Source organism: Sulfitobacter sediminis (assembly GCF_040811725.1).
Lineage (GTDB): Bacteria > Pseudomonadota > Alphaproteobacteria > Rhodobacterales > Rhodobacteraceae > Sulfitobacter > Sulfitobacter sediminis.
In genome coordinates this window covers 61070-85763 of the sequence record NZ_JBFNXX010000017.1, presented here as the reverse complement: position 1 = coordinate 85763, position 24694 = coordinate 61070, and the positions used below count along the sequence as shown (strand labels likewise).

At 64.3% G+C, this 24694-nt stretch carries 20 protein-coding genes; 8 read left to right on the top strand and 12 right to left on the bottom strand.

What is annotated here, in order from left to right:
- Positions 1-629 precede the first annotated feature (629 nt).
- Entirely contained in the window at positions 630-1460 is an 831-nt protein-coding gene (locus AB2B41_RS18545; RefSeq protein WP_367879314.1) for a 3-oxoadipate:acetyl-CoA acetyltransferase, read from the top strand.
- Here the strand turns inward: AB2B41_RS18545 and AB2B41_RS18540 are convergent, their stop codons facing one another.
- From AB2B41_RS18540 to AB2B41_RS18510, 7 genes are all read right to left on the bottom strand, one after another.
- A complete protein-coding gene (locus AB2B41_RS18540; RefSeq protein ID WP_367879313.1) occupies positions 1461-2210 on the bottom strand; it encodes a polysaccharide deacetylase family protein in 750 nt (249 codons plus the stop codon).
- Complete coding sequence (locus AB2B41_RS18535) at positions 2203-3345, bottom strand: glycosyltransferase family protein (protein WP_367879312.1); 1143 nt, start codon at positions 3343-3345, stop codon at positions 2203-2205. Before AB2B41_RS18535 ends, AB2B41_RS18540 begins: the two co-directional genes overlap by 8 nt.
- A complete protein-coding gene (locus tag AB2B41_RS18530) occupies positions 3342-3926 on the bottom strand; it encodes a histidine phosphatase family protein (protein WP_367879311.1) in 585 nt (194 codons plus the stop codon). The genes AB2B41_RS18535 and AB2B41_RS18530 overlap by 4 nt, the downstream gene beginning before the upstream one ends.
- On the bottom strand, positions 3923-4999 hold the full coding sequence (locus AB2B41_RS18525; RefSeq protein ID WP_367879310.1) for a glycosyltransferase family 4 protein: 1077 nt from the start codon (positions 4997-4999) through the stop codon (positions 3923-3925). The genes AB2B41_RS18530 and AB2B41_RS18525 overlap by 4 nt, the downstream gene beginning before the upstream one ends.
- Positions 4999-6246, bottom strand: coding sequence for a glycosyltransferase family 4 protein (locus tag AB2B41_RS18520; RefSeq protein WP_367879309.1), 1248 nt, complete (start codon positions 6244-6246; stop codon positions 4999-5001). The genes AB2B41_RS18525 and AB2B41_RS18520 overlap by 1 nt, the downstream gene beginning before the upstream one ends.
- Positions 6239-7444: a glycosyltransferase family protein gene (locus AB2B41_RS18515; protein ID WP_367879308.1), complete on the bottom strand. Its 1206-nt coding sequence runs from the start codon at positions 7442-7444 to the stop codon at positions 6239-6241. Before AB2B41_RS18515 ends, AB2B41_RS18520 begins: the two co-directional genes overlap by 8 nt.
- Positions 7445-7737: 293 nt before the next feature.
- Positions 7738-8202: a MaoC family dehydratase gene (locus AB2B41_RS18510; protein ID WP_367879307.1), complete on the bottom strand. Its 465-nt coding sequence runs from the start codon at positions 8200-8202 to the stop codon at positions 7738-7740.
- A 206-nt stretch (positions 8203-8408) separates the two neighbouring features.
- Between AB2B41_RS18510 and AB2B41_RS18505 the strand changes: the two genes are divergently transcribed.
- Together AB2B41_RS18505 and AB2B41_RS18500 are read left to right on the top strand one after the other, a co-directional pair.
- Entirely contained in the window at positions 8409-10856 is a 2448-nt protein-coding gene (locus AB2B41_RS18505) for a mechanosensitive ion channel family protein (RefSeq protein WP_367879306.1), read from the top strand.
- 84 nt (positions 10857-10940) lie between these two features.
- A complete protein-coding gene (locus AB2B41_RS18500) occupies positions 10941-11714 on the top strand; it encodes an MBL fold metallo-hydrolase (protein ID WP_367879305.1) in 774 nt (257 codons plus the stop codon).
- Positions 11715-12046: 332 nt separating this feature from the next.
- On the opposite strand, the gene AB2B41_RS18495 is transcribed toward AB2B41_RS18500, so the two are convergent.
- The 5 genes from AB2B41_RS18495 to AB2B41_RS18475 all read right to left on the bottom strand — a co-directional run bounded on the left by AB2B41_RS18495 (position 12047) and on the right by AB2B41_RS18475 (position 18523).
- Positions 12047-12511, bottom strand: a complete 465-nt coding sequence (locus AB2B41_RS18495; protein ID WP_367879304.1) for a nuclear transport factor 2 family protein — start codon at positions 12509-12511, stop codon at positions 12047-12049.
- Between the two features lie 166 nt (positions 12512-12677).
- Positions 12678-13832: an ABC transporter permease gene (locus AB2B41_RS18490; protein ID WP_367879303.1), complete on the bottom strand. Its 1155-nt coding sequence runs from the start codon at positions 13830-13832 to the stop codon at positions 12678-12680.
- The gene (locus AB2B41_RS18485; RefSeq protein ID WP_367879302.1) at positions 13829-14857 is read right to left on the bottom strand and encodes an ABC transporter permease; all 1029 of its coding nucleotides are present in this window, start codon (positions 14855-14857) and stop codon (positions 13829-13831) included. Before AB2B41_RS18485 ends, AB2B41_RS18490 begins: the two co-directional genes overlap by 4 nt.
- Positions 14854-16761, bottom strand: a complete 1908-nt coding sequence (locus AB2B41_RS18480; RefSeq protein WP_367879301.1) for an ABC transporter substrate-binding protein — start codon at positions 16759-16761, stop codon at positions 14854-14856. Before AB2B41_RS18480 ends, AB2B41_RS18485 begins: the two co-directional genes overlap by 4 nt.
- On the bottom strand, positions 16754-18523 hold the full coding sequence (locus AB2B41_RS18475; protein WP_367879300.1) for an ABC transporter ATP-binding protein: 1770 nt from the start codon (positions 18521-18523) through the stop codon (positions 16754-16756). The genes AB2B41_RS18480 and AB2B41_RS18475 overlap by 8 nt, the downstream gene beginning before the upstream one ends.
- A gap of 166 nt (positions 18524-18689) precedes the next feature.
- Between AB2B41_RS18475 and AB2B41_RS18470 the strand changes: the two genes are divergently transcribed.
- The 5 genes from AB2B41_RS18470 to AB2B41_RS18450 all read left to right on the top strand — a co-directional run bounded on the left by AB2B41_RS18470 (position 18690) and on the right by AB2B41_RS18450 (position 24692).
- Positions 18690-19172: a class I SAM-dependent methyltransferase gene (locus AB2B41_RS18470; protein WP_367879299.1), complete on the top strand. Its 483-nt coding sequence runs from the start codon at positions 18690-18692 to the stop codon at positions 19170-19172.
- Between the two features lie 227 nt (positions 19173-19399).
- Positions 19400-20176 carry an IclR family transcriptional regulator gene (locus AB2B41_RS18465; protein WP_367879298.1) on the top strand — a complete coding sequence of 259 codons (777 nt, stop codon included), beginning with the start codon at positions 19400-19402 and terminating at the stop codon, positions 20174-20176.
- Between the two features lie 19 nt (positions 20177-20195).
- Positions 20196-22292, top strand: coding sequence for a 3-hydroxyacyl-CoA dehydrogenase NAD-binding domain-containing protein (locus AB2B41_RS18460; RefSeq protein WP_367879297.1), 2097 nt, complete (start codon positions 20196-20198; stop codon positions 22290-22292).
- Entirely contained in the window at positions 22289-23461 is a 1173-nt protein-coding gene (locus tag AB2B41_RS18455) for an acetyl-CoA C-acyltransferase (protein ID WP_367879296.1), read from the top strand. The genes AB2B41_RS18460 and AB2B41_RS18455 overlap by 4 nt, the downstream gene beginning before the upstream one ends.
- A 19-nt stretch (positions 23462-23480) precedes the next feature.
- Positions 23481-24692, top strand: coding sequence for an acyl-CoA dehydrogenase family protein (locus AB2B41_RS18450; RefSeq protein ID WP_367879295.1), 1212 nt, complete (start codon positions 23481-23483; stop codon positions 24690-24692).
- Positions 24693-24694: the final 2 nt, after the last annotated feature.

Here is a 24694-nt window from a genome sequence, read left to right as displayed (position 1 = left end):
CCGTCCTCCTTTGTGGATCATCGCAGACCCACCTTGGCACATAGATGCCGTCGGGGGGCGGTCACATCATCAAAGCCGCTCACAAGTGTAGAGTGGGAAATCGCCCCCACGCGTCCAAACCGACAAACCCGCGCATCAATCGCATATCTCTCCCCACCACCCCCAACCGCCGCTCTGCCTTCATCCGGCGCACGCGTGGGGTCAAGCCCCACCCTACACCATCTCGAAAACCGCGATTTGATCGCCCCCCACCGCACCGAGAAATGCGCATCCCCCTCCGGCAACGTCCAAACCGCATGCAAATGATCCGGCATCACCACCCAAGCCTCGATCCGGAACGGCCGCTCGGCCTTCGTCACCCTCACGTTCGCGGCCGAAACGATGCCCGTTCGGTGGGCGAAGATGCCACTGGCATCGTCGCACTCCCACCTCACCGTTTCCAAGACGCCGCTCACCCCTCCCCAAACGTGGTTAGCAAACCTTTTCCGCCCGCCCCTGCGGCCAGCCAAGCCCGACCCGCGTATGTACGGACTGTGCCGGGCCGGTGTACAAACTGTGACAATTAACGCAAAATAAACCAAAACTGCCCATCCTGCGCAGCTCCGGAACAAAAACAAAGGCTTGCACCCATGACCACCCCCTGCATCCTCTGCGTCGCCATCACCGGCTCAGTCCCCACCAAGGCGGCCAATCCCGCCGTCCCGATCTCGGTCGAGGAACAGATCGAAAGCACCCATGAGGCCTACGAGGCCGGGGCCGCGATCTGCCACGCCCACGTGCGCAACACCGATGAAACCCCCAGTTCCGACCCCGAGAAATTCGCGGCCCTGCAGGAGGGGCTCAAGAAGCATTGCCCTGATATGATTATACAATTTTCCACCGGCGGCCGCTCCGGCGCGGGCCAGGCCCGCGGTGGAATGCTGCCCCTGCGCCCCGACATGGCAAGCCTGGCTGTGGGCTCCAACAACTTCCCCACCCGCGTCTACGAAAACCCGCCGGACCTGGTCGACTGGCTGGCGTCCGAGATGCAAGCCTATGAAATCAAACCGGAAATCGAGGCCTTCGACCTCTCCCACATCTTCAAGGCCGCCGAGATGAACCGCGACGGCCGCATCCCCGGAGAGCTTTACGTGCAGTTCGTGATGGGCGTGAAGAACGCCATGCCGGTGGACCGGGAAGTCTTTGAATTCTATATCAAAACCCTCAACCGTCTTGCCCCCGACGCGCTGTGGTGTGCGGCCGGGATCGGCCCGAACCAGATCGTCCTCAACGAATGGTCCATCGCCGCCGGCGGCCACACCCGTGCGGGGCTCGAGGATAACGTCCGGCTCGACAAGGATACCCTCGCGCCGTCCAATGCGGCGCTGATCAAGCGGGCGGTAAGTCTTTGTGATAAATACGAAAGACCGGTCGCGACACCCAAGCAGGCACGTGAAATCCTGGGCCTGAGGCCCGCCTGATCAGGGCATCTCGGCGCGCAGGTCCACGGGCCGCGCGTCACCCTCCAGCAGCTCTTCCAGACACCGCTCGGTGAAGCGCCAAATGTCGTCGTCATGCACGAGGTGATGGGTCAGCAGCCCCAGCGGCTCCGCCGCATCCGTCCGCCCCTCCCGCCGGTCGCGCAATAGCGCCACAAGGTCCGCGATCAGCGTCTCCTCGGCCACCAGCCGGCCGCCCCCGCGCCAGTGGATCGGATCTAGATGGGTGTTGATCTGCACCAGCCCCGGCGCGGCAAAACGGGCCTTGCGCGGGGTGAAGGCTGAGAGACCGCGATACCCCATCGGGGCGAGGTCGGGGATCAGCCCGGGCGCGATGCGATTCCACGGCGGCACGAAGACCTCGACAAGCGTGTCGCCGAAAAGCGCCCGCATCCGCGCAAGTCCGGCAGCGGCATCCTCGCGCAGACCGGTGCGTTCATAGCCGAACTCCGCTTTCTTTTCGCCCTCCGGCGCGTGGTTGCGATGCGCCCAGCCGTGGACAAGCGGCACCAGATGCGCCGCGGCCCCGCAGGTGTCGCCAAGGGACGGTTCGGCCGTCTTCGGGACGACGGCAAGGTGCACGGGCAGGTCCAGTCGCTCGGCGAGCGCGGCCAGTTGTTGAAGGGCCGGGGTCACGCTTACCGCATCGTCGTCCCGCCACCAGAGCGGCAGGTCACGCCCTTCGTCCCGCCACAAAGCGAGCTCCCGGCGCAGCGGGGACCAGTCAGCCATGGCGTGCCTCTACAGCGATCTCGGTGACAATCTGAACCGTCCGCGCGGCGCCCTCGAACAAGGTGGGTGGGGCCGGGGCGCGCGGCTCTGCTGTGGCGCGGCTGATCGCGGCAAGCAGCGCCTCGGCGGAAAGGTCCGTCGTCCTGAGAACCTCGAAGCCGGGCTGCCGGGCAAGCGCATCGGCGCGGATGCCCTGTTCCACCTCCTGTCCCGCATCGAAGGGGACCAGCACCGCCGGGCAGCCACTTTGCAGCAGGTCCAGTGCGGTATTATAGCCGCAGAGCGATACCGAGGCGGCTGCGTGGTGCAGCATCTGTCGAAAGTCGGGCCGGGCGGGTTCGACAATCACGTTGTCGGGCGCCCCCTGCGCCAAGGTGATGCAGCGGTCTGCCGCATCCGTGCCGCCCACCAGCAGGCGCCATCTGCGCCCCGCGTCCTGCCGCGCCGCCGCGCGCGCGGCAAGATAAAGCGCATCGCCCACCGGGCCGCCGCCCGCGCTGACCAGCACCTCGCCCGCGCCTGGGTTGTCGGGGTGTGGCGCCACGGGCGGGGGCGCGACAAAGCCTGAATAGCGGAGCCGGGACGCAAGTGTGTCGCTCACCGGCCAGCTGAGGTCGAGCGGCGTGATGTCCGGATCGGAATGCACGATAACCGCGTCGTAGAACCGTGCGACGACGTCTTCGGCAAAGGCAGCCTTGCGCGGCTTGGAGGGCGGGGCGAGGATGTCCCGGATCGAGGCGAAGATGCGCGGCGCGGGCAGGTGGGTGGCGGCATCGAGCAGGGCAAGGAACTCGGCCTTCAGGATGCGCCGTCCGAAGGGAAAAAGCTCGGTGATCAGCGCGTCGGGTTTTTCGCGGTGCAGCAGGTCGATCAGCATCTTCTCGCGGTCAGCCAGTGTGTCTTCCGTTGCGGGCGTGCCATCGGGATGCAGCAGCCGACTGAAGTCGACACCGTTGGAGGTGACGGGGGGCAGCTGCTGAAAGCGTCCCTTGGGTCTCTCCAGATGCGCAGGCGGCACGCCGCCCGAGGCAACCACCGCGGAGTGGCCCGATGCCTCAAAGGCAGCAGCAAGGTTCAGCGCCCGGCTCAGGTGGCCGGTGCCCAGCAGATGGGTGACAACGATCATCACCTTCATGGCGCACGCTCAATAAGGCGGACAGGATCGGGCAGCAGCGTCAGCTTCCCCGGCGCCACTTCGAGCACGTAGAGCCGGTTGCGCTTGATCTGGAAAGGGGGCGGGCCGTTGAAATGCCAATCGCTGGCCAAGGCGAGCATCACGCGCATCACCCCGATGTGGCAGACTGCCACGGTGTCCCTGTCGCGCGTTGCGAGCCATGGCAGCAGCCGTGCCCGCAACGCCGCCGGACTTTCGCCACCGGGCGGCGTGTAATGCCAGCCCCAGTCATCCACATGGCGGTAATCATGGCCGGGATCAGCGTAGAGTTCGGCGGCGCGCAAACCTTCCCAGTCGCCCCAGTTCATTTCGATCAGCGCGGGATCAATACGGGGCGCGCGATCTGCCACCAGCCGCGCGGTATCGATGGCGCGGCTGAGAGGACTTGCAAAGATGTCGGCCTCCTCCCAAGCCTCGGGCAGACGTAGCCCCGTGAGCTGCCGCGTCGCCTCGTCATCGAGTGGCACGTCGGTCCGGCCCTGGATGCGGCCCGCGCGGTTCCATTCGGTATGGCCGTGGCGGAGGAGGGCGAGGCGGATCATGGGGTGATGCCGATGCGGGCAAGGCCCTCGGCCAGCGTCCGGGCGGCGGCGGGCAGCAGGTGATGGGCCTGCACATGCGCGCGCGCGGCGCGGCCTGCCTCCTGTCGCAGCGCGGCGTTCCGCAGATAGGCCCGTGCCATCCGCGCAAGGCCCTGCGCGCCCTCTGCAATCGCGGGATACGCGGCGGGCGCCAGCAGCTCCTGCATACCGGGCCGGTCCTGCGCGACCACCGGAACTCCGGCTGACTGTGCTTCGAGATAGACCATGCCAAGCGCCTCGTTCACACCGGGCCAGAGCAGCAGGCTTGCCTTCCGGTAAGCACGCTGGAGCCGCTCTGCATCCAGCATCCCGAGAAAGCGCACGCGGTCGCCGAAGGGCTGCATGAGCGCTTCGACCTGCCCGCGGGGCGGGCCGTCGCCCGCGATATCGAGCCGCCAGTCCAAGTCCGACATTTCATCCAGCGTCTCGGCAATGATCCGGTAGGAGGCCAGCTTGTCCCCCTCGCGCATCATGCCGACGCTCAGCATGGGACCGGACAACTCGCTCTGCATCGGCAGATCGGCCCGGTCGAGGAAGGGGCGCAAGTGGACAAGCCGTTGTTCTTCGGGCGCGTCGCGTTGCAGGGTCTCGGCGTCCCGCTGGGTGAAATAAAAGATCAGCTGCGCCGCGTCTGCCGCCGCCTCCGCCTGCCGGGCGAAGCCGGCCCAGGGGCCGGTCAGGCGCTTGCGCGCGCGGGTGGATTCGATCTGGACGTAGGGAATGCCAAGCGCCTTCGCGACGGGGCGGCCGATCAGGTCGGGCGCCTTGTAGTAATTGTGATAGGTGATCCAGGCCTGCCACGCTCCTGCCTCTTGCGCGTTCACGAGCCGAGCGACCTCCTCTTTCGCGGCCTCCTCGATTTCGCGCTGGCGCGCCGGATCGCCCTTGCCCTCGCGGCTGCGCAGCCTGCTGGCCAGATCGACCTCCGTCCCGACAAGCCGCAGCGCGGACAGGAGCGCACGTGCGATGCTGCGGTCACCCGAAGGGACCGGATGGTCCGGCGCTTTCATCGGCGCGTAGAAGGCCAGCCGCATCAGCCCGCGCAGCCCAGCATGGTGGTCAGCCGGTCATGCAGATGGGCGATGCCGGGATGCATCAGGAAGTCGGCCGTCAGCCGGGCGCAGGCGGCCTCGGCCATGCGGGTCCCCTTGTCGGGACAGGCGGCGATGTCCTGCATGGCAGCGGCCAGCGCCCCGGGGGCGTCGCTGGTCAGGATGCCGTGAATGCCGTCCTCGATGAATTCCGGGATGGCCGAGACCGGGGTGCTGAGGATTGGCAATTTCTGGCTGGCAGCCTCCATCAGCACGTTGGGCAGCCCGTCGCGGTCACCGTCGGCGGCGATGCGCGAGGGCAGGACAAAGAGATCGGCGGCACGCATGGCGGCGATGACCTCGGGCTGATCGCAGGCGCCGCGCCAGGTGATGCGGTGGGCGATGCCGTGGCTTTCCGCACGGGCGCTCATGGCGGCATCGAGGGGGCCGCCGCCGATGTGTGTCCAGTGCCAGTCGAGTGTGGCGGGCAGAAGGGCAAGGGCGTCGATGAGGTTGTCGAAGCCTTTCTTTTCCACGAGGCGTCCGACGGAGAGCATGTGGAAGGGGGCATTGGGGGTGCGCGAACGGCGGTCGGGGGGAGCGGGAAAGCGCGACAGGTCGAGGCCGTGGTAGACCAGATCGACGCGGTCGGGGGTATCGGCGAGGGCGCGCAGGTGCTCGGCTCCGAAGCGGGTGCAAGTGGCGCCGAAGGTGGCGCCGTGGTGGGAGGCGGAGAGTTTCTCGCTCAGCTCCCAGTCGGGGGAGGTCCAGATGTCCTTGGCATGGGCCGAGAAGGACCAGGGCAGGCCCCGCATGATAGCGGCGTAGCGGGCGACGGAGGAAGGTGTGTGCAGGAAATGGGCGTAGAGCCCGCCCACGTTGTGCGGCATCTCGTGGGCCAGCACGCAGGCCTGCCCCCAGCGGCGGCGACGGTTCGGGGTGTCGTCGCGGTCGAGGTCGGCCGCATAGGCGGTCGCCGCTGCTTCGAATCCCGGCAGATCGGCGGCAGCGCCGACGGCGCGGGCCACGCGCAACGGTTCGTCGCGCAGATACTCGGGCAGATAATGCACCTTGGCGCGCAGGCGGTCATGCAGGGGATGGGTCTTCTTGTCGGTGGGATGGCGCAGGGACCAGATGTCGAAATCGAGGCCCGATTCCTCCAACGCAACCAATTCCTGCGCGATGAATGTTTCCGAGAGGCGCGGCCAGCCCTTGACGATCACCGCCAGCCGGGGACGGGCCTCAGCCATCGACATGATCCTTCGCCATCAGCGCGGCGGCCCGTGCCTTGACTACCTCCAATCCGTCGAGCAGCCCGTCCGCCCCCGCCTCCGAAGGCTTCGGCTGATCTGGCAGGGCGCGGATAGCGGCGATCATGGCCTCGGTCGTGTTCCCGAGGCGCCGCTCGTCCAGCATGCGCACAAGGCCGAGGTCCTCGGCCCGGCTTGCCCTGATCCATTGCTCGAGGCGTGGCTTGGTGCGGGGCATGATCACGGCAGGCTTGTCGAAGGACAAAACCTCGCAGAAGGTGTTGTATCCGCCCATGCAGACCACGCCCACGGCACCGGCGAAAAGCGCCTCGATCCGGCTTTCGAAACCCACGGCGGTGACGCGACCGCCCAGCTTGGCGACACGCGCGTCGAAGGCGTCGCGCACGTCGCCCGACAGGAAAGGCCCGTAGATCAGCACCGCGTCGGGTTTGAGATCGGGGTCCTGTTCGTAGGCAGAAAGCACGAGCGAGACCATCGCTGCACCGTCACCGCCGCCGCCGGGAGTGACGAGGATATAGGGGGTCGTCGGCGTGTCCGAGGCATCGGTGACCTGCCTGCGCAGGTAACCCGTCCAATGCATCCGGGCACGGGTTTTCTCCGACAGGGGCAGGCCGCGCGTGGGGTCGTAGACGTCCTTGACGCCGTAGACCCAGATCTCGTCGTAAAGGTTTTCTGTCGCCGCCACCGCGCCCTTGCGCGCCCATTCGGCGGCGAGAATTTCGGGCTCGTCCAGCACGTCGCGCAGGCCCAGAACAGTGTGGGTGCGCCCGCGCATCCGCAGGTACTCCAACGTCGGCAGCAGTTCGCCGCGAAAACCGGTGGGCTCCTTGTCGACGATCAGCAGGTCGGGCTCGTAGCGTTCCACAGCCGACTGGATGAGCCCCGCGCGCAGCGATGTGGTGTCGTCGATGCTGAGGCCGAGCGTCTGGCTGATGTAGGTGCCGTCCGACAGCTTGGTCACACCGGGCAGGCGGATGTGATCCACGCGTTCGGGAAAGGTGAAGCGCCCCGCGACGGGCGAGCCGGTCAGGATGATCGCGGAGGCATAGGGATCGCCCTCGGTCAGCGCGGTGGCAATGGCACGCGAGCGGCGCAGGTGGCCCAGCCCGAATGTATCATGGCTGTAGAGCATCACCCGGCGCGAGGAGACTGCAGCGCGGCTGGCCTGAGAGAGCATGGGCCCCATAATCGTCACCTGTCCCAAGGGCCTGCCGTGTCTTTCCCGCCGCGCGGGGCGGCTCAGAACGGCCCGGGTCTCGGGGCTTCGTCTTGTCCTTTTAAGATGCGCGCGGGCACCTCGGCTCGAAAACCGCTATGGCACAGAACGAATGGCTTTGTAAAACCGCGACTTATCTTAGAAGGCCATGTTTGGTGAGAGACGCGCGCCTGGCATACAATTTCGGCAGGAGGTCAGTGAATGGTTCAGCGGTGTACTTTCAGGCCGAAGCGCTGCGAAAACAGCAGCAGGTACTAAGATGGATCGCCCTCCGTCCGACGTGCCATCACATGGTCCATGGTCAGGCTGAGCACCTCGACATCTTTCTGGTTAAACGTGCGGTAGCGAAACCGGACCGTTCCCCGGTCGGGTTTCGAGCGTGATGGCGTGAGCGCCTCGACCGTGATCCGCGCGTGCAGCGTGTCACCGGGGAAGACGGGCGCGCGCCACCGCACCTCGTCCATGCCATGACCGCCCAGGTTGGTGCCGGTCAACACACCGGTGTCGCGAAACAGCCTAAAGGTAAGCGCGATGGTCTGAAAGCCACTGGCAATGAGGCCCCCGAACATCGACCCTGACGCCGCAACCTTGTCTATGTGGAATGGTTGCGGATCGTGCGTCAGCGCGAAGTCAATAATCGCCGCTTCGGTGAGCGTGATGCCATCCGTCTCGAAGCTGTCGCCTACTGTCAAATCGTCGAAGTATCTGCCGCCCGTCATTGAAGAAGTATAGGAAGACGGCGAGACGTGCGTCAACGTGGGCCGTTTGGGGCCCTCCGCTGCGCTGACCCGGATGCCCGTTTCCGGAACCTGCATCCTTGGACCGAAGGCCCTTTCCCGCTGCTGCTGAAGAAGATGCCCCGCGATTGCATTGTGAAACCCGCTGACTTAGCGTGATCGGGGCACCAAAACCGGTGGGAGTGAGGATGCGCTTTTTTCTGGTCATGACGCTGGCCTTGGCCTTTTGCGCGTCCTTCCTTGCCGCCCGAGCTGACGCTCAGGGTGTGGGGCAACTTCTTTCCCGAGGAGAGACCGCCCAGGCCGAAAGCGCCGATGAGGCGACACGCCTCGAGGATATCCTCCGGCGCGCGGCCGAGGATGGCGTGAACGTGATCGTCGTCGATGCAGAGGGCAACCTTCTGTCGGCCGCAGACGATACCGAAACCTCGGCGCCTGTTGCCAGCGGGGCAGAGGGCGAGGCGTCGCGCCTGATGCGGATACAGGACCGGGTGGTACAGTTCCGGCAGGCGCTGATCGAAAGGCTGCTGCAACTGCCCGCCGCCGTGAACGAGGTGCTTTACATCCTGCGCTTCGCGAGTCCCGATGGCACGCTCGTCGCCTTCGGCAAGGTGTTGGTCTATTCGCTCCTGCTTTTCGGGGTGGGTGTTCTTTTCGAGCGGGAGATATACGGCAAGCGCCTGATGCGGAACATGACCGTCCGGCGGATCATGGACAACCCGCAGGGTTATACCGAGAAGATGCCATTCCTCGTCTACCGGTTCGTTGCCGGGGTGGGGGGCATCATCGTGTCGATGCTCGTGGCCTACGTGATCGGGATCACCATCTTCGGTACGATCAAGGACACCGCAATCCAGTACACGGCGGCCCTCATCAACCTCGGCTATTTCAGTTGCCGCTTCATCGCCGGACTGTGGCGGATGATCCTGTCGCCCTACCTCGCGCAGTACCGTATCCCGGCGCTCGACACACGGCAGGCGTTGCGTCTGCACCGCTGGCTTTGGGTGCTTGCGACATTCGATATCTGCACGATCCTGCTGGGCGCCTGGATCCAGCAACTGGGTCTGAATTACGACGTCTATGCCTTCTTGTCCTCGGTGCTCTCGGCGATCATCGTGCTGCTGAATATCGTCATGGTGCTGGTCAACCGCCGCGCGATCTCGCAGGCGATCCGCAACGGGCGCGAGCCGCAGGAGACCTCGGCCATCGTGCGGTTCCTCAGCACGGCCTGGGCGCCTGCCGTGATCCTCTACGTCATCTTCGCCTGGGTGCAGCTGACCTACAATCTGGTGCTGGGCAATCCGAACCCCATTCCGCTAATCGCCGGGGCCTACGGGATCACGATGTCGATCATCGTGGTTTACGGGGTGATCAACTATCTCATCGAGCGCGGTTTCGCCCGCGCCCGGGCGATCCGTCACATGAACGAGAGGCAGCATGTCGAGGAGGCGCAGGAGGCCAAGCTGGCCGAGGCCGAGGCGACTCTGGCGGACGCCGAGGAAGTGGAGCGGCTGGAGGAAGAGCTGCACGATACCCGCGTGGCCGAGGAAGAGGCGCGGGCGGCGCTGGGCAGCCGGTCGCAGATGAACACTTTCGAGGCACTGGCGCGGCGGGTGGCGGGCATTCTGGCCTTTGTCGCAGGGTGCAGCGCGTTCTTTTACATCTGGGACACCGAGAGCGCGCAGATGGTCGAGAGTTATGCCGACCGGCTGCTTGATATCATGGTGATCATCTTCATCGGCTACGTGATCTATCACGCCTTCCGCATCTGGATCGACACCAAGATCGCCGAGGAAAGCGGCGATCAGGAAGAGGCGGAACTGGGCGACGAGGGCGGCGGGTCCTCCGCCTCGCGCCTCGCGACGCTCCTGCCGCTGTTCCGCAACATCGTGCTGATCGTCGTGGTGGTCTCGATCTCGCTCATCGTGCTGATGGAGTTGGGGATCAACGTGGGCCCGCTTTTTGCCGGTGCCGGTATCGTCGGTGTTGCCGTGGGTTTTGGCAGCCAGGCGCTGGTGCGGGATATCTTCGCGGGGGCGTTCTTTCTCTTCGACGATGCTTTTCGCAAGGGAGAGTACCTCGACGTGGGCGGCGTGAAGGGGACGGTCGAGAAAATCTCGGTCCGGTCGTTCCAGTTGCGCCATCATCTTGGCGCGCTGCACACCATTCCCTTTGGCGAGTTGCAGGTGATGACCAATTACTCGCGCGACTGGGTGATGATGAAACTGCCGCTGCGCGTGACCTATGACACGGACGTCGAGAAGGTGCGCAAGCTGATCAAGAAGCTGGGGCAGCAACTGCTGGAGGACCCCGAGATCGGCAAGGACTTCATCCAACCGCTGAAGTCACAGGGCGTGATCGAGATGCAGGACAGCGCGATGATCATCCGGGTGAAGTTCATGACCAAGCCCGGCGATCAATGGGTGATCCGCAAGCGTGTCTATGCCGAAATCAGGGCCATCTTCGAACGCGAAGGCATCAAGTTCGCCCACCGCGAAGTCACGGTACGGCTGGCGGATGCCAAGCTCGACGAGCTGACAGAGGAGCAGAGGAACGCGATCACCGCCGCGGCGCAGGCGTCGATCGAGGAGGATCTTGACGGCGACGAGCGCGGCAGCAGCGGCGACGATCGCTAGCGGGGTTTCGCCAGTCCGCGCCGCTTCTTTTGACTTGGGGTGTTTCCCGCCTACCTCTGGCCAAAGTCCTTAAGGGAGCACCAAATGAAACAGACCCGTCGCCATTTCCTTGTCACATCCGCCGCCGCCGCGGGCATGATCACCGTTCTGCCCTACGGCGCCATGGCCGCCGCCCACGCCAGCAACAGCTTTGACACGCCCGGTGGCAAGATCACCGTGCATCCGGTCGCGCATGCGTCCTTCGTGATGGAGACGCCGGTCGGCACGATCTATGTCGATCCGGTGGGCGATGCCGCGCAATACGACGATTTCCCGGCTGCCGACCTGATCCTGATGACCCATGAGCATGGCGATCACTACAGTGAGGAAACGCTGGCCGCGCTCAAGGGCGAGAGCACGCAGATGATCACCAATCCCGCCGTGATGGCCAAGCTGTCCGACGGGCTGAAGCCGAACACCGCAGAAGTTGCCAATGGCGGCACCGCGTCGTTCAACGACCTGAGCATCGAGGCGATCCCGGCCTACAACATCACGGAGGAACGCCTGAACTTTCATCCGCAAGGACGCGACAACGGCTATGTGCTGAATTTCGAGGGCTTCCGCGTCTATGTTTCGGGCGATACCGAGGACATTCCAGAGATGCGCGCGCTTGAGAACATCGACCTTGCCTTCGTCTGCATGAACCTGCCGTTCACGATGGATGCCAACGCTGCGGCCTCGGCCGTGTCGGAGTTCGCGCCGACCTATGTCTATCCCTACCATTACCGGGGCCGCGACGGCGGTACGCAGGACCCCGAGAGCTTTGCGAAGATGGTGGGCGGCGATGTGACGGTAAAGCTTGGCAAATGGTACGGGTGATCTAGATACCTGACCGGCTCCGATTTCGGAGCCCCAGACTGTGGACGTCGTCCCCGTCCACGTTATCCCCTTTGGTCTTCCTTCCCCCCTGAAGGCCAAATGGGAGGCTCTGGCCTTCATCCAACTACTCGGACGCTGTCCTCGTACCACGGAGGCACGCGCAGCGTGCGGAAGCTCGGGTGAGCGAGATGGGCAGAGTGGTATTTTTCCGATCTCTGGTGAGCGGACAAGGCGGACATCCATCGCTATTCCAAGATGACTGTTGTCGTCTCCGCTCGATTACGAGCGTGTGTGAAGTTTGACCAATGAAGCAGGCAGCGTGCAGACGATCCTTATTGAGGCTTTATTCGGTATGCCTTGGCCGTCACTCGCCAGGCATCCTCGTGACGTAACAGCGTCAGAATCGTATCGAAACGCATCCCGGCCCAGACATCTTCGACGTGTACGACTGCTATGTCACCGTGAATAGAGATATTGCGGATTTCCCACCACGCCTTTAGCGAACTATCGGCTTCTGCCTCGCACATCTTAATGAAGTCGTCTCGTGAGTTCCAAAGCAAGTCACCTTCGTAATGACCGACCTCACATGAATTTTCAAAGAATATCCGTTCCAAGTCAGCTCGATTGCCTGTCGTCATTGCAGTTGCGTAGACGCGAACCACCTCGGTAATCGCAATGAGGTCTGCAGAATTTGTCATAGTGGAATTCCCTTTCTCGTCCCATTCACGCAGCCCGACTTCTTTTTCCGTTAGCTGTGCGCTGTGGAACAGTGCAGGACAAGCATATTTGCGGGCCATGCGCGCGGCCGCTTCGGGCTCATTCCGGCCATCCCACGCGCCGCGTCCTCATGCCAATAAACAAACCGAACGAAGTTCTCTCGGTCCGGGGCCCCGGTCACGGCGTTAGGCCAACGTACCCGCGCGGGCATGCCTTGCGGTCATCAAACTGGCGGTCGCCCGCTGCTCAGCTCTTGTAGGGATCGAGCGAGGCGCGCAGGCCGTCGCCGAGGAAGTTGAAGGCCAGGACCACCACGATGATCGGCAGCATGGGGATCGCGGTCCACCAGTAGATCTCGATGCTGGCGAGGTTCTGGGCGTCGTTCAGCATCACGCCCCAGCTGACGGCAGGCGCGCGCAGGCCGAGGCCGAGGAAGCTTAGGGCGGTTTCGCCGAGGATCATCGCAGGGATCGAGAGCGTCGCTGAGGCGATGAGGTGGGACATGAAGTTCGGGAGCAGGTGCTTGCGGATCACGCGGCCCGGTTTCGCGCCCATCATCTCGGCGGCTTTCACGAATTCTTCCTCCCGCAGCGACAGGAATTTCGAGCGCACCGCGCGGGCGAGCCCCGGCCAGTCGAGGATGCCGAGGATGATCGAGATGATGAAGAACACCGCGACCGGCCCCCAGTTCGACGGGACGGCGGCGGAGAGGGCAAGCCAGAGCGGGAGTTCGGGCAGGGATCGGAGGATTTCGATGACGCGGTTGATGATCCAGTCGGTCTTGCCCCCGAAATAGCCTGCCATGGCGCCGAAAGTGATGCCGAGCAGGAAAGAGACGGTGATGCCAATGAGGCCCACGGTCAGTGATAGCTGCGCGCCGTAGAGGATGCGGCTGAAAACGTCGCGGCCGAGGCGGTCGGAGCCCCAGATGAACACCGTCGCCCCCTCGGGGGCGCAGAAGAGGTGGGTTTCGGTGCGGATCAGGCCGAAGAGGCGGTAGTCGTCGCCTTTGCAGAAGAACTCCAGCGGCATCGGCGTGGTTTCGTCGGTGGTGTAGGTCCAGCGGAAATTGACGAGGTCGGCGGTGGCGGTGATCGGATAGACGTAGGGGCCGACGAATGCGCCCTCGTGCCAGAGGTTGATCGACTGTGGCGGGGCGTAGAGGTAGTCGGCGCTGCGTTCGTTGGGCGTATAGGGCGCGATGAAGCCCGCGATGGGCAGGATCAGGTAGCAGGTCAGCAGGAAGATGGCCGAGATCAGCCCCAGCTTGTGCCGTTTGAACTTGCGCCACGTCAGCTGCCAGCCCGGCGCGTCCATGTCCGAACGTTCGGGGGCCGAAAGGTCGGCCTCATCCACCCATGGTTCGGTATCGACGAAACGGTTGTCGGGCTGGATGCTCATGTCTCGCGGCCCCCGTAGCGGATGCGGGGGTCAAGCAGGACAAGCAGGACATCCGAGATCATCGTACCGATGAGCGTGAGCAGGGCCACGAACATCAGGACGAAAGCGGCGAGGAACTGGTCCTGGCTCTTGAGCGCCGTGAGCAGCGAGGGGCCGATGGTTTGCAGGCCGAGCACGACAGAGACGAGGACGGAGCCCGAGACCATGGCGGGCAGCAGGTTACCGATGTCGGCCACAAAGGGGTTGAAGGCCATGCGCAGGGGGTATTTGGCCAGCATCTTCGACGGGGCCATGCCCTTGGCGATGGCGGTCTCGACGTAAGGCTTGCTAAGCTCGTCCAGCATATTCGCGCGCAGGCGCTGCATCATGGCTGCCGCACCGGAGGTGCCGATCACGAAGGTGGGGACGACGAGGTGCAGCAGGATGGATTTGACCTTGTCCCAAGACATCGGCTCGCCCTCGAATTCGGGCGCCATGAGGCCGCCGATGGGGAGGTCGAAATACTTGTTGCCGTAGTAGAAGAGGATCAGCGCGAGCAGGAAGTTCGGCGTTGCAAGGCCGAGGTAGCCGACGAAACCGGCGGTGTAGTCGACCCATGTCTCGGATTTGGCCGCCGCAAGAACCCCCAAGGGCAGGGCCACGGCGTAGACGAAGAGGACGGCGGCGAGGTTGACGAGGACAGTGAGCCAGAGCGCGTCGCCCACGATGTCACCCACGGGGCGGTCGAATTCGAAGGACCAGCCGAAATCACCCTGCAAAAGCCCCGAGAAGCCGTTGGGGCCGGGCATCATGCCGACCCAGATGAAGTATTGCTCCCATATCGGGCGGTCGAGTGCGTATTCGCGGCGCAGGAATTCGACCTTGGCGATGCCTTCGGCTTGACCTGTCGCGCGGAGCTCGGCGATCTGGTTCGACAGATAGTCACCCGGCGGCAGGTTGATGATGACGAAGACGAGGATCGAGACGACCCAGAGCGTCAGCAGCATCGAGATCAGCCGGAAGAAGGCGTACCTCAATAGCATCATCGCGACACCTGCTCGAATGGTTCTTCGAAGTAGAATTCATCCATGCGGTGCACCCCGAAATGCGCGCCGGGGTCATAGGCCCAGATGCCGTCTTCGGGAACGTTGCGCAGGCTTTTTGAAACGACGACCGGTTGCGGCGCGCCCGAGAGGATGCCGATGGCGTACTGCTGCTCGGCGTGGATATCGAGCATGCGGTGCCAGATACGGGTACGCTCGGTCCGGTCTGTGGTGTGCGACCAGGCGTCGGCCAGTTCGAGGAGTTCGCGGGCGGGTTCTTGATCGGGCGGCTCGCCCGTGCTGCCGCCGGTCACGTAGTACTGGCCCCACATGGGCCAGGCAAAGAATTCCTGGTTCGTGGGGGCGAGGTACTTGGGCGAGGTGCCGGGGGTGGGCAACCCGTTGTCCCAGCCGTACCAGACCGCCGCCATGCTGATGCCCGCGTAGACGCGGTTGCGCAGGATGTCGCGGTCGAGCGGGCGCATGATCAGCTTGATTCCCAGTTCGCCCCAAGTGTCCGTAACGATGGCGAGCGCGTTCTCGACCTCCTGCCGTTCGCCCGCGGTTTCGACCACGAACTCCATCGGCCTTCCGTCGGGCAGTTTGCGCAGGCCGGTTGGCGTGCGGTCCGTGAGGCCCATCTCGTCAAGCAGTGCATTGGCTGCGTCGATGTCGAGCTGCGACCACATCAGCAGGTCTTCTTCCTTGTAAAGAGGGCTGGAGGAGAGCGCCGTCATCCCGCCCTCTTCGGCGAGACCGAAATAGAGCGCGCGGTTGATCATGCGCCGGTCGACGCCCATGCTGAGCGCGCGGCGGAAGCGCACGTCGCGCATCACCTCGCGCCAGACGGGATCGCGGAAGTTCAGGTTGGGGTAGACGGCGATCTGGCTCGCCACGCCGCTGGCCCAGAGATAGACGTTGTAATCCGCGCCGTCCTGTTCGCCTTTCTTTAGGATGGCAACATCCGGGAAAGACAGCCCGCGCGCCTGCAGGTCGGATTCGCCCGCGTTGGTCTTGGCCGCCACCAGCCCCGCGCCCACGATGGTCATGTTCACGACGTCGATATAGGGCAGCTGAAAGCCGCGCGCGTCGACGCGGTGGTAGTAGGGGTTACGCACGAAAAGCTGCCGCGAGGTCTGGCCGCTGGCGCTCATCCATGGCTGAAGCGTGGGCAGGTCGGGGTTGTCGAACTTGTACATCTCGTCGCGGCGGTTGTGCAGCGCGGCCCAGCTTTTGACGCGGGCCTTCGACACCTCTTCGGCCAGTTTCTCGGGGTCGGCGAAATCGACGTGGAACTGCCGCAGGTAGTGCGCGGGGCGGTAGATGAAGGGCGGCGAGGCCTGCGCCAGCAGCGGCAGGAAGTCTGAATTGGGGCTCTCCCATTCGAAGACGACGGTGTAGTCGTCGGGGAATGTCACGCTGCCAAGCTTGCCGTCGACGGTCATGAATTCTGGCGGGCCGGAAGGCGTGATCTCGGAATTGCCGACCACTTTTTCCCACCAGTAGCGGAAGTCGGCAGAGGTAAACGGATGCCCGTCCGACCAGCGGTGGCCGGGGCGCAGGTGCAAGATGAACTTGCGGTCCTCAATCACCTCCACATCGCGCAGTATGTCGGGGTAAAGCTCGTAATTCTTGTCGTAGCCCACCAGCCGCGCGTAGCCCCAGACCACCATCTGGCGGACGTCCTTGGACCGGGTGACCATGGTCCGCAGGGTGCCGCCCTGTTTGCCGAAAGTGCGGCCCTTGGCCTCCAAGTCAACGACAAGCGGCGTCTCGGGCATGCGTTCGGCTATGGGGGGCAGGCTGCCGCTGGCGACCTCCTGCTGCCAGAAGGTTGTTTCCTGCAAGACAGGCTGTGCCCAGGCAGGCAGGGCAATGAGGCAGAGAAGGGCAATCAGCTTACGCATGGCAACGCACCATATGTCCGGGTTCCAGTTCACGCAGCGCCGGGGCCGATGTCCCTTCAAAGCGGAACATCTCGGGCCAGGTTGTCGGCGCACCCGCGCCTTTGGCGACAAGGTCGAGGTCGATGGGGCGGCCGATGTCCGGTTCGGGCTGCGCGGCGATCAGCGCCTTGGTGTAGGGATGCTGGGGATTGAAGAAAAGCGTGTCGGGCGGCGCCTGTTCGACGATGACACCCGCGCGCATGACCGCGACTTCGTCCGCGATGCGGGCGACGACAGCGAGGTCGTGTGAGATGAAGAGATAGCTGAGGTTCGCGCGGTCGCGGATGTCCTCAAGCAGCGTCAGGATCTGATCCTGCACCGAGACGTCGAGGGCCGATGTGGGTTCGTCGCAGACAATCAGCCTCGGGTCGAGGGTCAGCGCGCGGGCGATGGAGAGGCGCTGGCGCTGTCCGCCCGAGAAGGCGTGTGGATACCGTTTGAGCATATCGGGGTCGAGGCCGACCCAGCGCAGCATTTCGGCGGCCTTGTCGCGGCGGTCTGCGCGGCTGCCGATGCCGTGGATTTCCATCGGCTCGGTCAGCGCCTCCATCACCCGCATGCGGGGACTGAGGGATGAATAGGGGTCCTGAAAGACCATCTGAGCCTGCCGCTGGAACATGCGGCGGTCCTCGGGCGTCATGTCATGCACGTGGATCATCGTGGCGCCCACTGCGGCGTAGAAGGTCACCTCGCCACCGGGATCGGGTTTCTCGGCCCCCAGCGCCACGCGCGCGCATGTCGTCTTGCCCGAGCCGCTTTCGCCGACGACGGCGAGGGTCTTGCCCCGCTGAACCTGGAGGTTGACGTCCTTGCAGGCGGTCACGACCACGGGCTTGCGCCAGCCACCTGCGCGCATGGTGAAGCTTTTGGTGACGTTCTTGATGTCGAGGATCACGTCCTTGTGGCCGATGGGCTTGGCCGGTCTCGCGACCTCGGGGATCATTGGCGCGGCGGCGATCAGTTTCTCGGTATAGCCGTGGGCGGGGCTGCCTAGCACATGCTCGGCGCTGCCCGATTCCATCACCCGGCCCTTGTTCATCACCACGACCTGCTGGGCCATGTTGGCGACCACACCGAGGTCATGGGTCACAAGGATCACCGCCATGCCGGTGTCTTCCTTGAGGCGATTGATCAGCCCCAGCACCTGCGCCTGCGTGGTCACGTCGAGCGCCGTCGTGGGTTCGTCCGCGATCAGCAGTTCGGGCTGGGCGACCATCGCCATGGCGATCATCGCGCGTTGGCGCATACCGCCCGACATCTCGAAAGGATAGCTGCGCCAAGCGCGTTCGGGGTCGACGAAACCCACCTTGTCGAATTGTTCGAGCACCCGGCGCTTGGCCTCGCCGGGGCCAAGGTTGCGGTGCAGGCGCAGCACTTCGCTGACTTGGTTGCCCAGCCGGTGCAAGGGCGAGAGCGAGCGCATCGGCTCCTGAAAGATCATCGCGATGCGGTCGCCGCGCACGGAGCGCATGTGGCGCTCGGTCGCCTTGAGCAGGTCGGTCGTCTTGCCGCCGGTGGTGAAGTTCACGCGGCCGCCGCGCACCTGTGCCGTTCCGGGCAGGATGCGCAGCGCAGAGCGGCAGGTGAGGGTCTTGCCACTGCCACTTTCGCCCACGAGCGCCAGCGTCTGGCCCTTCTCGACCGAGAAGCTGACGTTCGAGACGACCGGCGGCGCGTCGCCGAACCCGATCGTGAGGGCGTCTACTTCGAGCAATGAGGTCATTCAGGTCCCGGGCGTCGTCGTGTGGCTACTTGGTTCCGAGTGAAGCCGATTTATCGCCCAGCGTCTAGGGCCTTACCGGCGGACGCTCTGGAGGTTCCCCGCGCGATGGGGCAACATGCCCCCGCAATGTCGCGTCATTTGCGCGGCGCATGAGAAGGAACGACACATGAGCCGACTGGACGCATTCATCAACCGCATGACCTCGCAGCGGGCCTGCCTCGACCACGCTGCCCGGCTGACGGCCGGTCTTGAGGGGCCGGTGTTTGAACTGGGGCTCGGCAACGGGCGCACCTATCATCACATGTGCGAGATCATGCCGGAGCGGGATATCTACGTGTTCGAACGCGCGGTTGCCTCGCACCCCGACAGCACACCGCCCGATGAGATGCTGATTCTCGGGGACGTGCACCAGACGCTGCCGCAGGCGCTGGAGCGGTTCGGGCGGACCGCCGTGCTGATCCACGCGGACCTGGGCGGGCATAACCCGGAAAAGAACGATGCCTTTGCCCGCGCCGTTTCGCCGCTGGTCGAGCCGCTGCTCGCCAAAGGTGGGCTGATGGTGGCGAGCGACCGGATGTATTTCGAGAACCTCAAGGAACAGGCATTGCCGGAAGGGGCGGTGCCGAACAGCTGTTTCATCTACGGCTAGGGGTTTCGCCAAGCGCCGCGCAGGCCATCGGCCGAGAAATGGCCTTGCGCCTTGACGCGCAAGATTCTAGCTTCGCGTCAAATGCGGAACGACGTTTTGCAATGTGAAACAACTGCTGGGGGAGGCGGCGGTATGAAGCGGGCGCGCGCGGCTGCTGGCCGACAGGCCGAGGTGTCATTGAACGGTACCGTGAGCATTTCGTCGGCGTCCTGCTGCCGGGGTCCGCAATGAACGACCACGCCACCGACCGGAAATTCGCCAATACGCTGGCACGGGGCCTTGGCATTCTGCGGGCCTTTCGGGCCAGCGACAACGGTCTGACGCATGCGGAAATCGCGGAGCGCACGGGGTTGCCCAAGCCCACCATCTCGCGGCTGACCTATACACTGTGCGAGTTGGGCTATCTCAGTCACCCCGGTCGCAACGAGCGTTTCCGATTGGGCCCCGCTGCTGTCGCGCTGGGTTCGGTCGCCTCGATCTCCATCGGTTTTGTCGAGCTTGTCTCGGACACGATGCAGCGGCTGGCGGACCAGACCGGGACGCTGGCGCTGATCGCGGTGCGCGACGGGGAGCGGATGCTGCTGGCCAAGACGTGGCGGCCGCAGGGCGTGGCGACGATCTGGCTCGAACCCGGTCACCGCATCCCGATGTTCGGCTCCTCCTCGGGGCAGGCGGTGCTGGCGACGATGTCGGATGAGAAGTTCTTCGGGTTCGAAAACGCTGCTGAGATGGCGGCTTTCCGTCAGGATGGGTATGACCAGTTGATCGGGCAGGGATTTACGATTGCGCCCCAGGACACCCGCTATGCCAGTACCGTGAACGCGGTGAGCGTGCCCTACTACGCGCAGGAATTCGGCGAGGCCGTTGCCTTTACCTGTGGCGCGCTGCCCGAGGATCTGCCTGATACCCGCATGCTGGCCGAGGTCGGCCCCGCGCTGCGCGACGCGGTGCGCGCGCTGGAGAAACGCACAGGACATCCCCCCGCGCTGGCGCGGCGGGGCTGAGAGAACAAAGGAGAGACCGATGAGCGACAAGGTAGCCTATAGCCGTCACGGAGAGATCGCCGTGCTGCGGGTGCAGAACCCCCCGGTCAATGCATTGAGCCAGGAGGTGCGCGCGGGTCTGCTGGAAAAGCTGATGCAGGCCGAGGCCGATGAGGGCGTGAAAGCCGTTGTCATCGTGGGAGAGGGCCGTGCCTTTATCGCCGGGGCCGACATCAAGGAATTCGGCAAGCCGCCGCAGGAGCCCTGGCTGCCCGATGTCTGCAACCGGATCGAAGCCTCGCCTCTGATCGTCGTGGCCTCCATGCATGGCGTGTCTCTCGGCGGCGGGCTGGAGGTGGCGCTGTCGGCGCACTACCGCGTCGCGCAGCCCTCGGCGCGGGTTGGTCTGCCCGAGGTACACCTCGGCCTGCTGCCGGGCGCGGGCGGTACGCAGCGCCTGCCACGCCTGACCGGGGCCGAGAAGGCCATCGACGTCATCACCACGGGCCGTCACATCAAGGCCGCCGCGGCCTTGGAACTGGGCATCATCGACAAGGTCTCAGAGGGTGACCCCGAGGCGGTGGGCCTTGCCTATGCGCAGGACCTGCTCGACACAGGGGCAGAGCGTCGACCGGTCAGTGAACTGCCGGGACCGGACCCCATCGACTGGGATGCGACCTATGACGCGGTGCTGAAGAAAGGCCGTGGACAGATCAGCCCGGCACAGGCTGTGCGCGCCGTTCAGGCAAGCGCCGAGATGCCCTTTGACGAAGGTCTGAAGGCGGAACGCAAGATGTTCATGGACCTCATGCAGACCGACCAGCGTCAGGGGATGATCCACGCGTTTTTCTCCGAGCGGGCAGTGAGCAACTTGCCTGAGTTGAAAGGCGTAGAGCCGCGTGCGCTGCAATCCATCGGGGTAATCGGCGGCGGCACCATGGGCGCGGGCATCGCCACCGCCTGCCTGCTCGCAGGCATGAACGTGGTGCTCATCGAAATGAGCGATGACGCAGCCGCAGCGGCCAAGGAGCGGATCGCCGGCAATCTGTCTGGCGCGCTGAAGCGCGGGAAGATCAGCCAGGAGAAATACGACAAGCTGCTGGGCGTCGCCCTTGAGGTGAGCCAGAATTACGACAGTCTGAAGGACGTCGATCTGGTAATTGAGGCGGTGTTCGAGGACATGGGCGTCAAGAAAGAGGTCTTCGGCAAGCTCGATGCGGTCTGCAAGCCGGGCTGCGTGCTGGCCTCGAATACCTCTTACCTCGACGTCGACGAAATCGCGGCAAGCACGAGCCGCCCCGAGGACGTCATCGGCCTGCACTTCTTTTCTCCCGCGCATGTGATGAAGCTGCTTGAGGTGGTCGTCGCAGACAAAACCGCCACCGACGTCACCGCCACCGGTTTTGCCCTCGGCAAGGCGCTGGGCAAGGTTTGCGTGCGCGCGGGCGTTTGTGACGGGTTTATCGGGAACCGTATCCTTGCGCATTACCGCGATGCGCTGGGGCATCTGGTGCTGGACGGCGCCTCGCCCTTCCAGATCGACTCCGCACTAGTGGATTTCGGTCTGGCCATGGGGCCGCATGCGGTGTCCGACCTTGCCGGTCTCGACATCGGCTGGGCCACGCGCAAGCGCAAGGCGCCGCATCGGCACCCGGAAGAGCGCATCCCGACCTATATCGACCGGCTCTGCGAACAGGGGCATTTCGGGCAGAAGACGGGCGAGGGGTATTACATCTACGAAAAGGGAAAGCGGGGCGGGACGCCGAACCCCAAGATACCCGAGTTGATCAAGGCGGAGCAGGAAGAGCTGGGCATCACTCCGCGCGACTTTTCGGACGAGGAGATCGTCCGCCGCTACATGTGCGCCATGGTGAACGAGGCCGCCAAGGTCGTGGGCGAGGGTATCGCCAAGCGCCCGCTCGACGTGGATATGGTGCTGCTCTTCGGCTACGGTTTCCCGCGCTACTGGGGCGGGCCGATGAAATGGGCCGATATCCAGGGGCTGCCTAAGGTGCTCGAATGGATCAGAAGCTATGCCGAGGAAGACGCGTGGTTCTGGCAGCCTGCGCCGCTCTTGGAAAAACTCGTGGCCGAGGGCCGTACCTTTGACGATCTGAACAAGGAAGCAAGCGCATGAAACAAGCCGTTATCGTCTCTGCCACCCGTACCGGGCTGGCGAAATCCTTCCGGGGATCGTTCAACATGACCCACGGGGCCACGCTGGGCGGTCATGTGACCAAGCACGCCGTCGAGCGTGCGGGGCTGGAGCCCGGCGAGATCGAGGACATCATGATGGGCTGCGGTTTCCCCGAAGGCGCTACCGGGTCCAACATCGCGCGGCAGATCGGTTTGCGCGCGGGACTGGGGATCACCGCCTCGGGCGTGACGGTGAACCGCTTCTGCTCTTCCGGTTTGCAGACCGTCGCCATGGCGGCAAACGCGATCTGCCAGGAAGGCGCGGGGCCGATGGTGGCGGGCGGGGTCGAGAGCATCTCGATGGTGCAGCCCAACGTGAAGGCGGTGCGCGATCCCTGGCTGAACGAACACAAGCCCGAGGTCTACATGGAGATGATAGACACCGCCGATATCGTCGCCAAGCGCTACAACCTCAGCCGCGAATACCAGGACGAATTCGCCCTGATGAGCCAGCAGCGCATTCACGCCGCACAGCAGGCGGGAAAGTTCGACGATGAAATCGTGCCGATGACGACCACGATGGCGATGAAGAACAAGGAGACGGGCGAGATCACGCAGCACGAGGTGACGGTTGACCGGGACGAATGCAACCGCCCCGGCACCACACTTGAGGGCCTTTTGGGCCTTCAGCCGGTGCGTGAGGGTGGGCATGTGACGGCGGGCAACGCAAGCCAGCTGTCCGACGGCGCGGCGGCTGTCGTTGTGATGGACAGCAAGGAGGCCGAGAAGCGGGGGCTTGAGCCGCTCGGGGCCTTCAAGGGCTTCGCCGTCGCGGGTTGCGAGCCGGACGAGATGGGCATCGGCCCGGTCTTCGCCGTGCCGCGCCTCTTGGAACGTCACGGGCTGAAGGTCGACGATATCGACATCTGGGAACTGAACGAGGCTTTCGCCTCGCAGTGCCTCTACTGCCGGGACAAGCTTGGCATCGATCCGGAGAAGTACAATGTCAACGGCGGCTCCATCGCCATTGGCCACCCGTTCGGGATGACTGGCGCGCGGCTGACCGGCCACATCCTCTATGAGGGGAAACGTCGCGGTGCCAAGCTGGGCGTGGTGACTATGTGTGTCGGGGGCGGCATGGGTGCCGCCGGACTATTCGAGATTTACTGAGGAATTTGGGAGCGACAAGATGGACCTGAGCTATACCGATGAAGAAAAGGCCTTCCGCGAGGAAGTGCGCAGCTTCCTCAAGGAAAAACTGCCCAAGGAGCTTTCCGACAAGGTTGCGGGCACCGATGGTGACGACTTGACCAAGGAAGACATGGAACGCTGGCATGCGATCCTGAACGAGCAGGGGTGGCTTGCCCCCAACTGGCCCAAGAAGTTCGGCGGGGCCGAGTGGAACGCGGTGCAGCGGCATATCTTCGAAGAAGAAGCCGCCGCCGCAAATGCGCCGCGTATCGTGCCCTTTGGTTTCTCCATGCTGGCCCCGGTGCTGCAGAAGTTCGGTTCCAAAGAGCAGCAGGACTATTGGCTGCCGCGTATGCTGAACGGGGATGACTGGTGGTGCCAGGGCTATTCGGAGCCCGGAGCGGGTTCCGACCTTGCCTCGCTCAAGACCACCGCCGTCAAGAACGAGGCGGGGACCCATTACATCGTGAATGGGCAGAAGACCTGGACCACGCTTGGCCAGCACGCCAACATGATTTTCTGCCTTGTGCGCACCGACAAGGAAGCCAAGCAGCAGGAGGGGATTTCGTTCCTGCTGATCGACATGAACACGCCGGGTATCGAGGTGCGTCCGATCATCCTGCTGGATGGCGTGCACGAGGTGAACGAGGTCTGGTTCGACAACGTCGAGGTGCCGGTCGAGAACCTTGTGGGGGAAGAGAACAAGGGCTGGACCTATGCCAAATATCTGCTGACCCATGAGCGGACGAACATCGCGGGCGTTGGCTTTTCCCAGGCCGGTCTTGATACGGTCAAGCGGCTGGCCAGAGCCGAGATGGCGGGCGGCAAGCCGCTCATTCAGAACCCGCATTTTGCAGCGCGATTGGCGCAGGTCGAGATTGACCTGAAGGCGATGGCGACGACCAACATGCGCATCATCTCCAAGGCCGCCGCAGGCGAGGCACCGGGGGTCGAGGCGTCGATGCTCAAGGTGAAGGGGACCGAGATCCGGCAGGAGATCAACGATCTTGCGCGCCGCGCGGTCGGGACCTATGCCATGCCGTTTGCGTCCGAGGCGGTCGAAGGCTCCAACGCCGGACTGCCCGATCCGCTGGGCGCGGGACCGGTGGCGGCGAAGTATTTCAACAACCGCAAGCTGTCGATCTTTGGCGGGTCCAACGAGATCCAGAAGGGGATCATCGCCAAGGTCACCATGAGTGGGGGAGCGTAAGA

Excerpts from the sequence above, each read along its gene's own strand:
- AB2B41_RS18510 (WP_367879307.1), bottom strand. The coding sequence starts at position 8,202 with ATGACGGGCGGCAGATACTTCGACGATTTGACAGTAGGCGACAGCTTC.
- AB2B41_RS18490 (WP_367879303.1), bottom strand. The coding sequence starts at position 13,832 with ATGAGCATCCAGCCCGACAACCGTTTCGTCGATACCGAACCATGGGTG.
- AB2B41_RS18475 (WP_367879300.1), bottom strand. The coding sequence starts at position 18,523 with ATGACCTCATTGCTCGAAGTAGACGCCCTCACGATCGGGTTCGGCGAC.
- AB2B41_RS18500 (WP_367879305.1), top strand. The coding sequence starts at position 10,941 with ATGAAACAGACCCGTCGCCATTTCCTTGTCACATCCGCCGCCGCCGCG.
- AB2B41_RS18520 (WP_367879309.1), bottom strand. The coding sequence starts at position 6,246 with ATGGCTGAGGCCCGTCCCCGGCTGGCGGTGATCGTCAAGGGCTGGCCG.
- AB2B41_RS18455 (WP_367879296.1), top strand. The coding sequence starts at position 22,289 with ATGAAACAAGCCGTTATCGTCTCTGCCACCCGTACCGGGCTGGCGAAA.
- AB2B41_RS18465 (WP_367879298.1), top strand. The coding sequence starts at position 19,400 with ATGAACGACCACGCCACCGACCGGAAATTCGCCAATACGCTGGCACGG.
- AB2B41_RS18515 (WP_367879308.1), bottom strand. The coding sequence starts at position 7,444 with ATGCTCTCTCAGGCCAGCCGCGCTGCAGTCTCCTCGCGCCGGGTGATG.
- AB2B41_RS18470 (WP_367879299.1), top strand. The coding sequence starts at position 18,690 with ATGAGCCGACTGGACGCATTCATCAACCGCATGACCTCGCAGCGGGCC.
- AB2B41_RS18535 (WP_367879312.1), bottom strand. The coding sequence starts at position 3,345 with ATGAAGGTGATGATCGTTGTCACCCATCTGCTGGGCACCGGCCACCTG.
- AB2B41_RS18460 (WP_367879297.1), top strand. The coding sequence starts at position 20,196 with ATGAGCGACAAGGTAGCCTATAGCCGTCACGGAGAGATCGCCGTGCTG.
- AB2B41_RS18530 (WP_367879311.1), bottom strand. The coding sequence starts at position 3,926 with ATGATCCGCCTCGCCCTCCTCCGCCACGGCCATACCGAATGGAACCGC.
- AB2B41_RS18505 (WP_367879306.1), top strand. The coding sequence starts at position 8,409 with ATGCGCTTTTTTCTGGTCATGACGCTGGCCTTGGCCTTTTGCGCGTCC.
- AB2B41_RS18540 (WP_367879313.1), bottom strand. The coding sequence starts at position 2,210 with ATGGCTGACTGGTCCCCGCTGCGCCGGGAGCTCGCTTTGTGGCGGGAC.
- AB2B41_RS18545 (WP_367879314.1), top strand. The coding sequence starts at position 630 with ATGACCACCCCCTGCATCCTCTGCGTCGCCATCACCGGCTCAGTCCCC.
- AB2B41_RS18450 (WP_367879295.1), top strand. The coding sequence starts at position 23,481 with ATGGACCTGAGCTATACCGATGAAGAAAAGGCCTTCCGCGAGGAAGTG.
- AB2B41_RS18495 (WP_367879304.1), bottom strand. The coding sequence starts at position 12,511 with ATGGCCCGCAAATATGCTTGTCCTGCACTGTTCCACAGCGCACAGCTA.
- AB2B41_RS18525 (WP_367879310.1), bottom strand. The coding sequence starts at position 4,999 with ATGCGGCTGGCCTTCTACGCGCCGATGAAAGCGCCGGACCATCCGGTC.
- AB2B41_RS18480 (WP_367879301.1), bottom strand. The coding sequence starts at position 16,761 with ATGCGTAAGCTGATTGCCCTTCTCTGCCTCATTGCCCTGCCTGCCTGG.
- AB2B41_RS18485 (WP_367879302.1), bottom strand. The coding sequence starts at position 14,857 with ATGATGCTATTGAGGTACGCCTTCTTCCGGCTGATCTCGATGCTGCTG.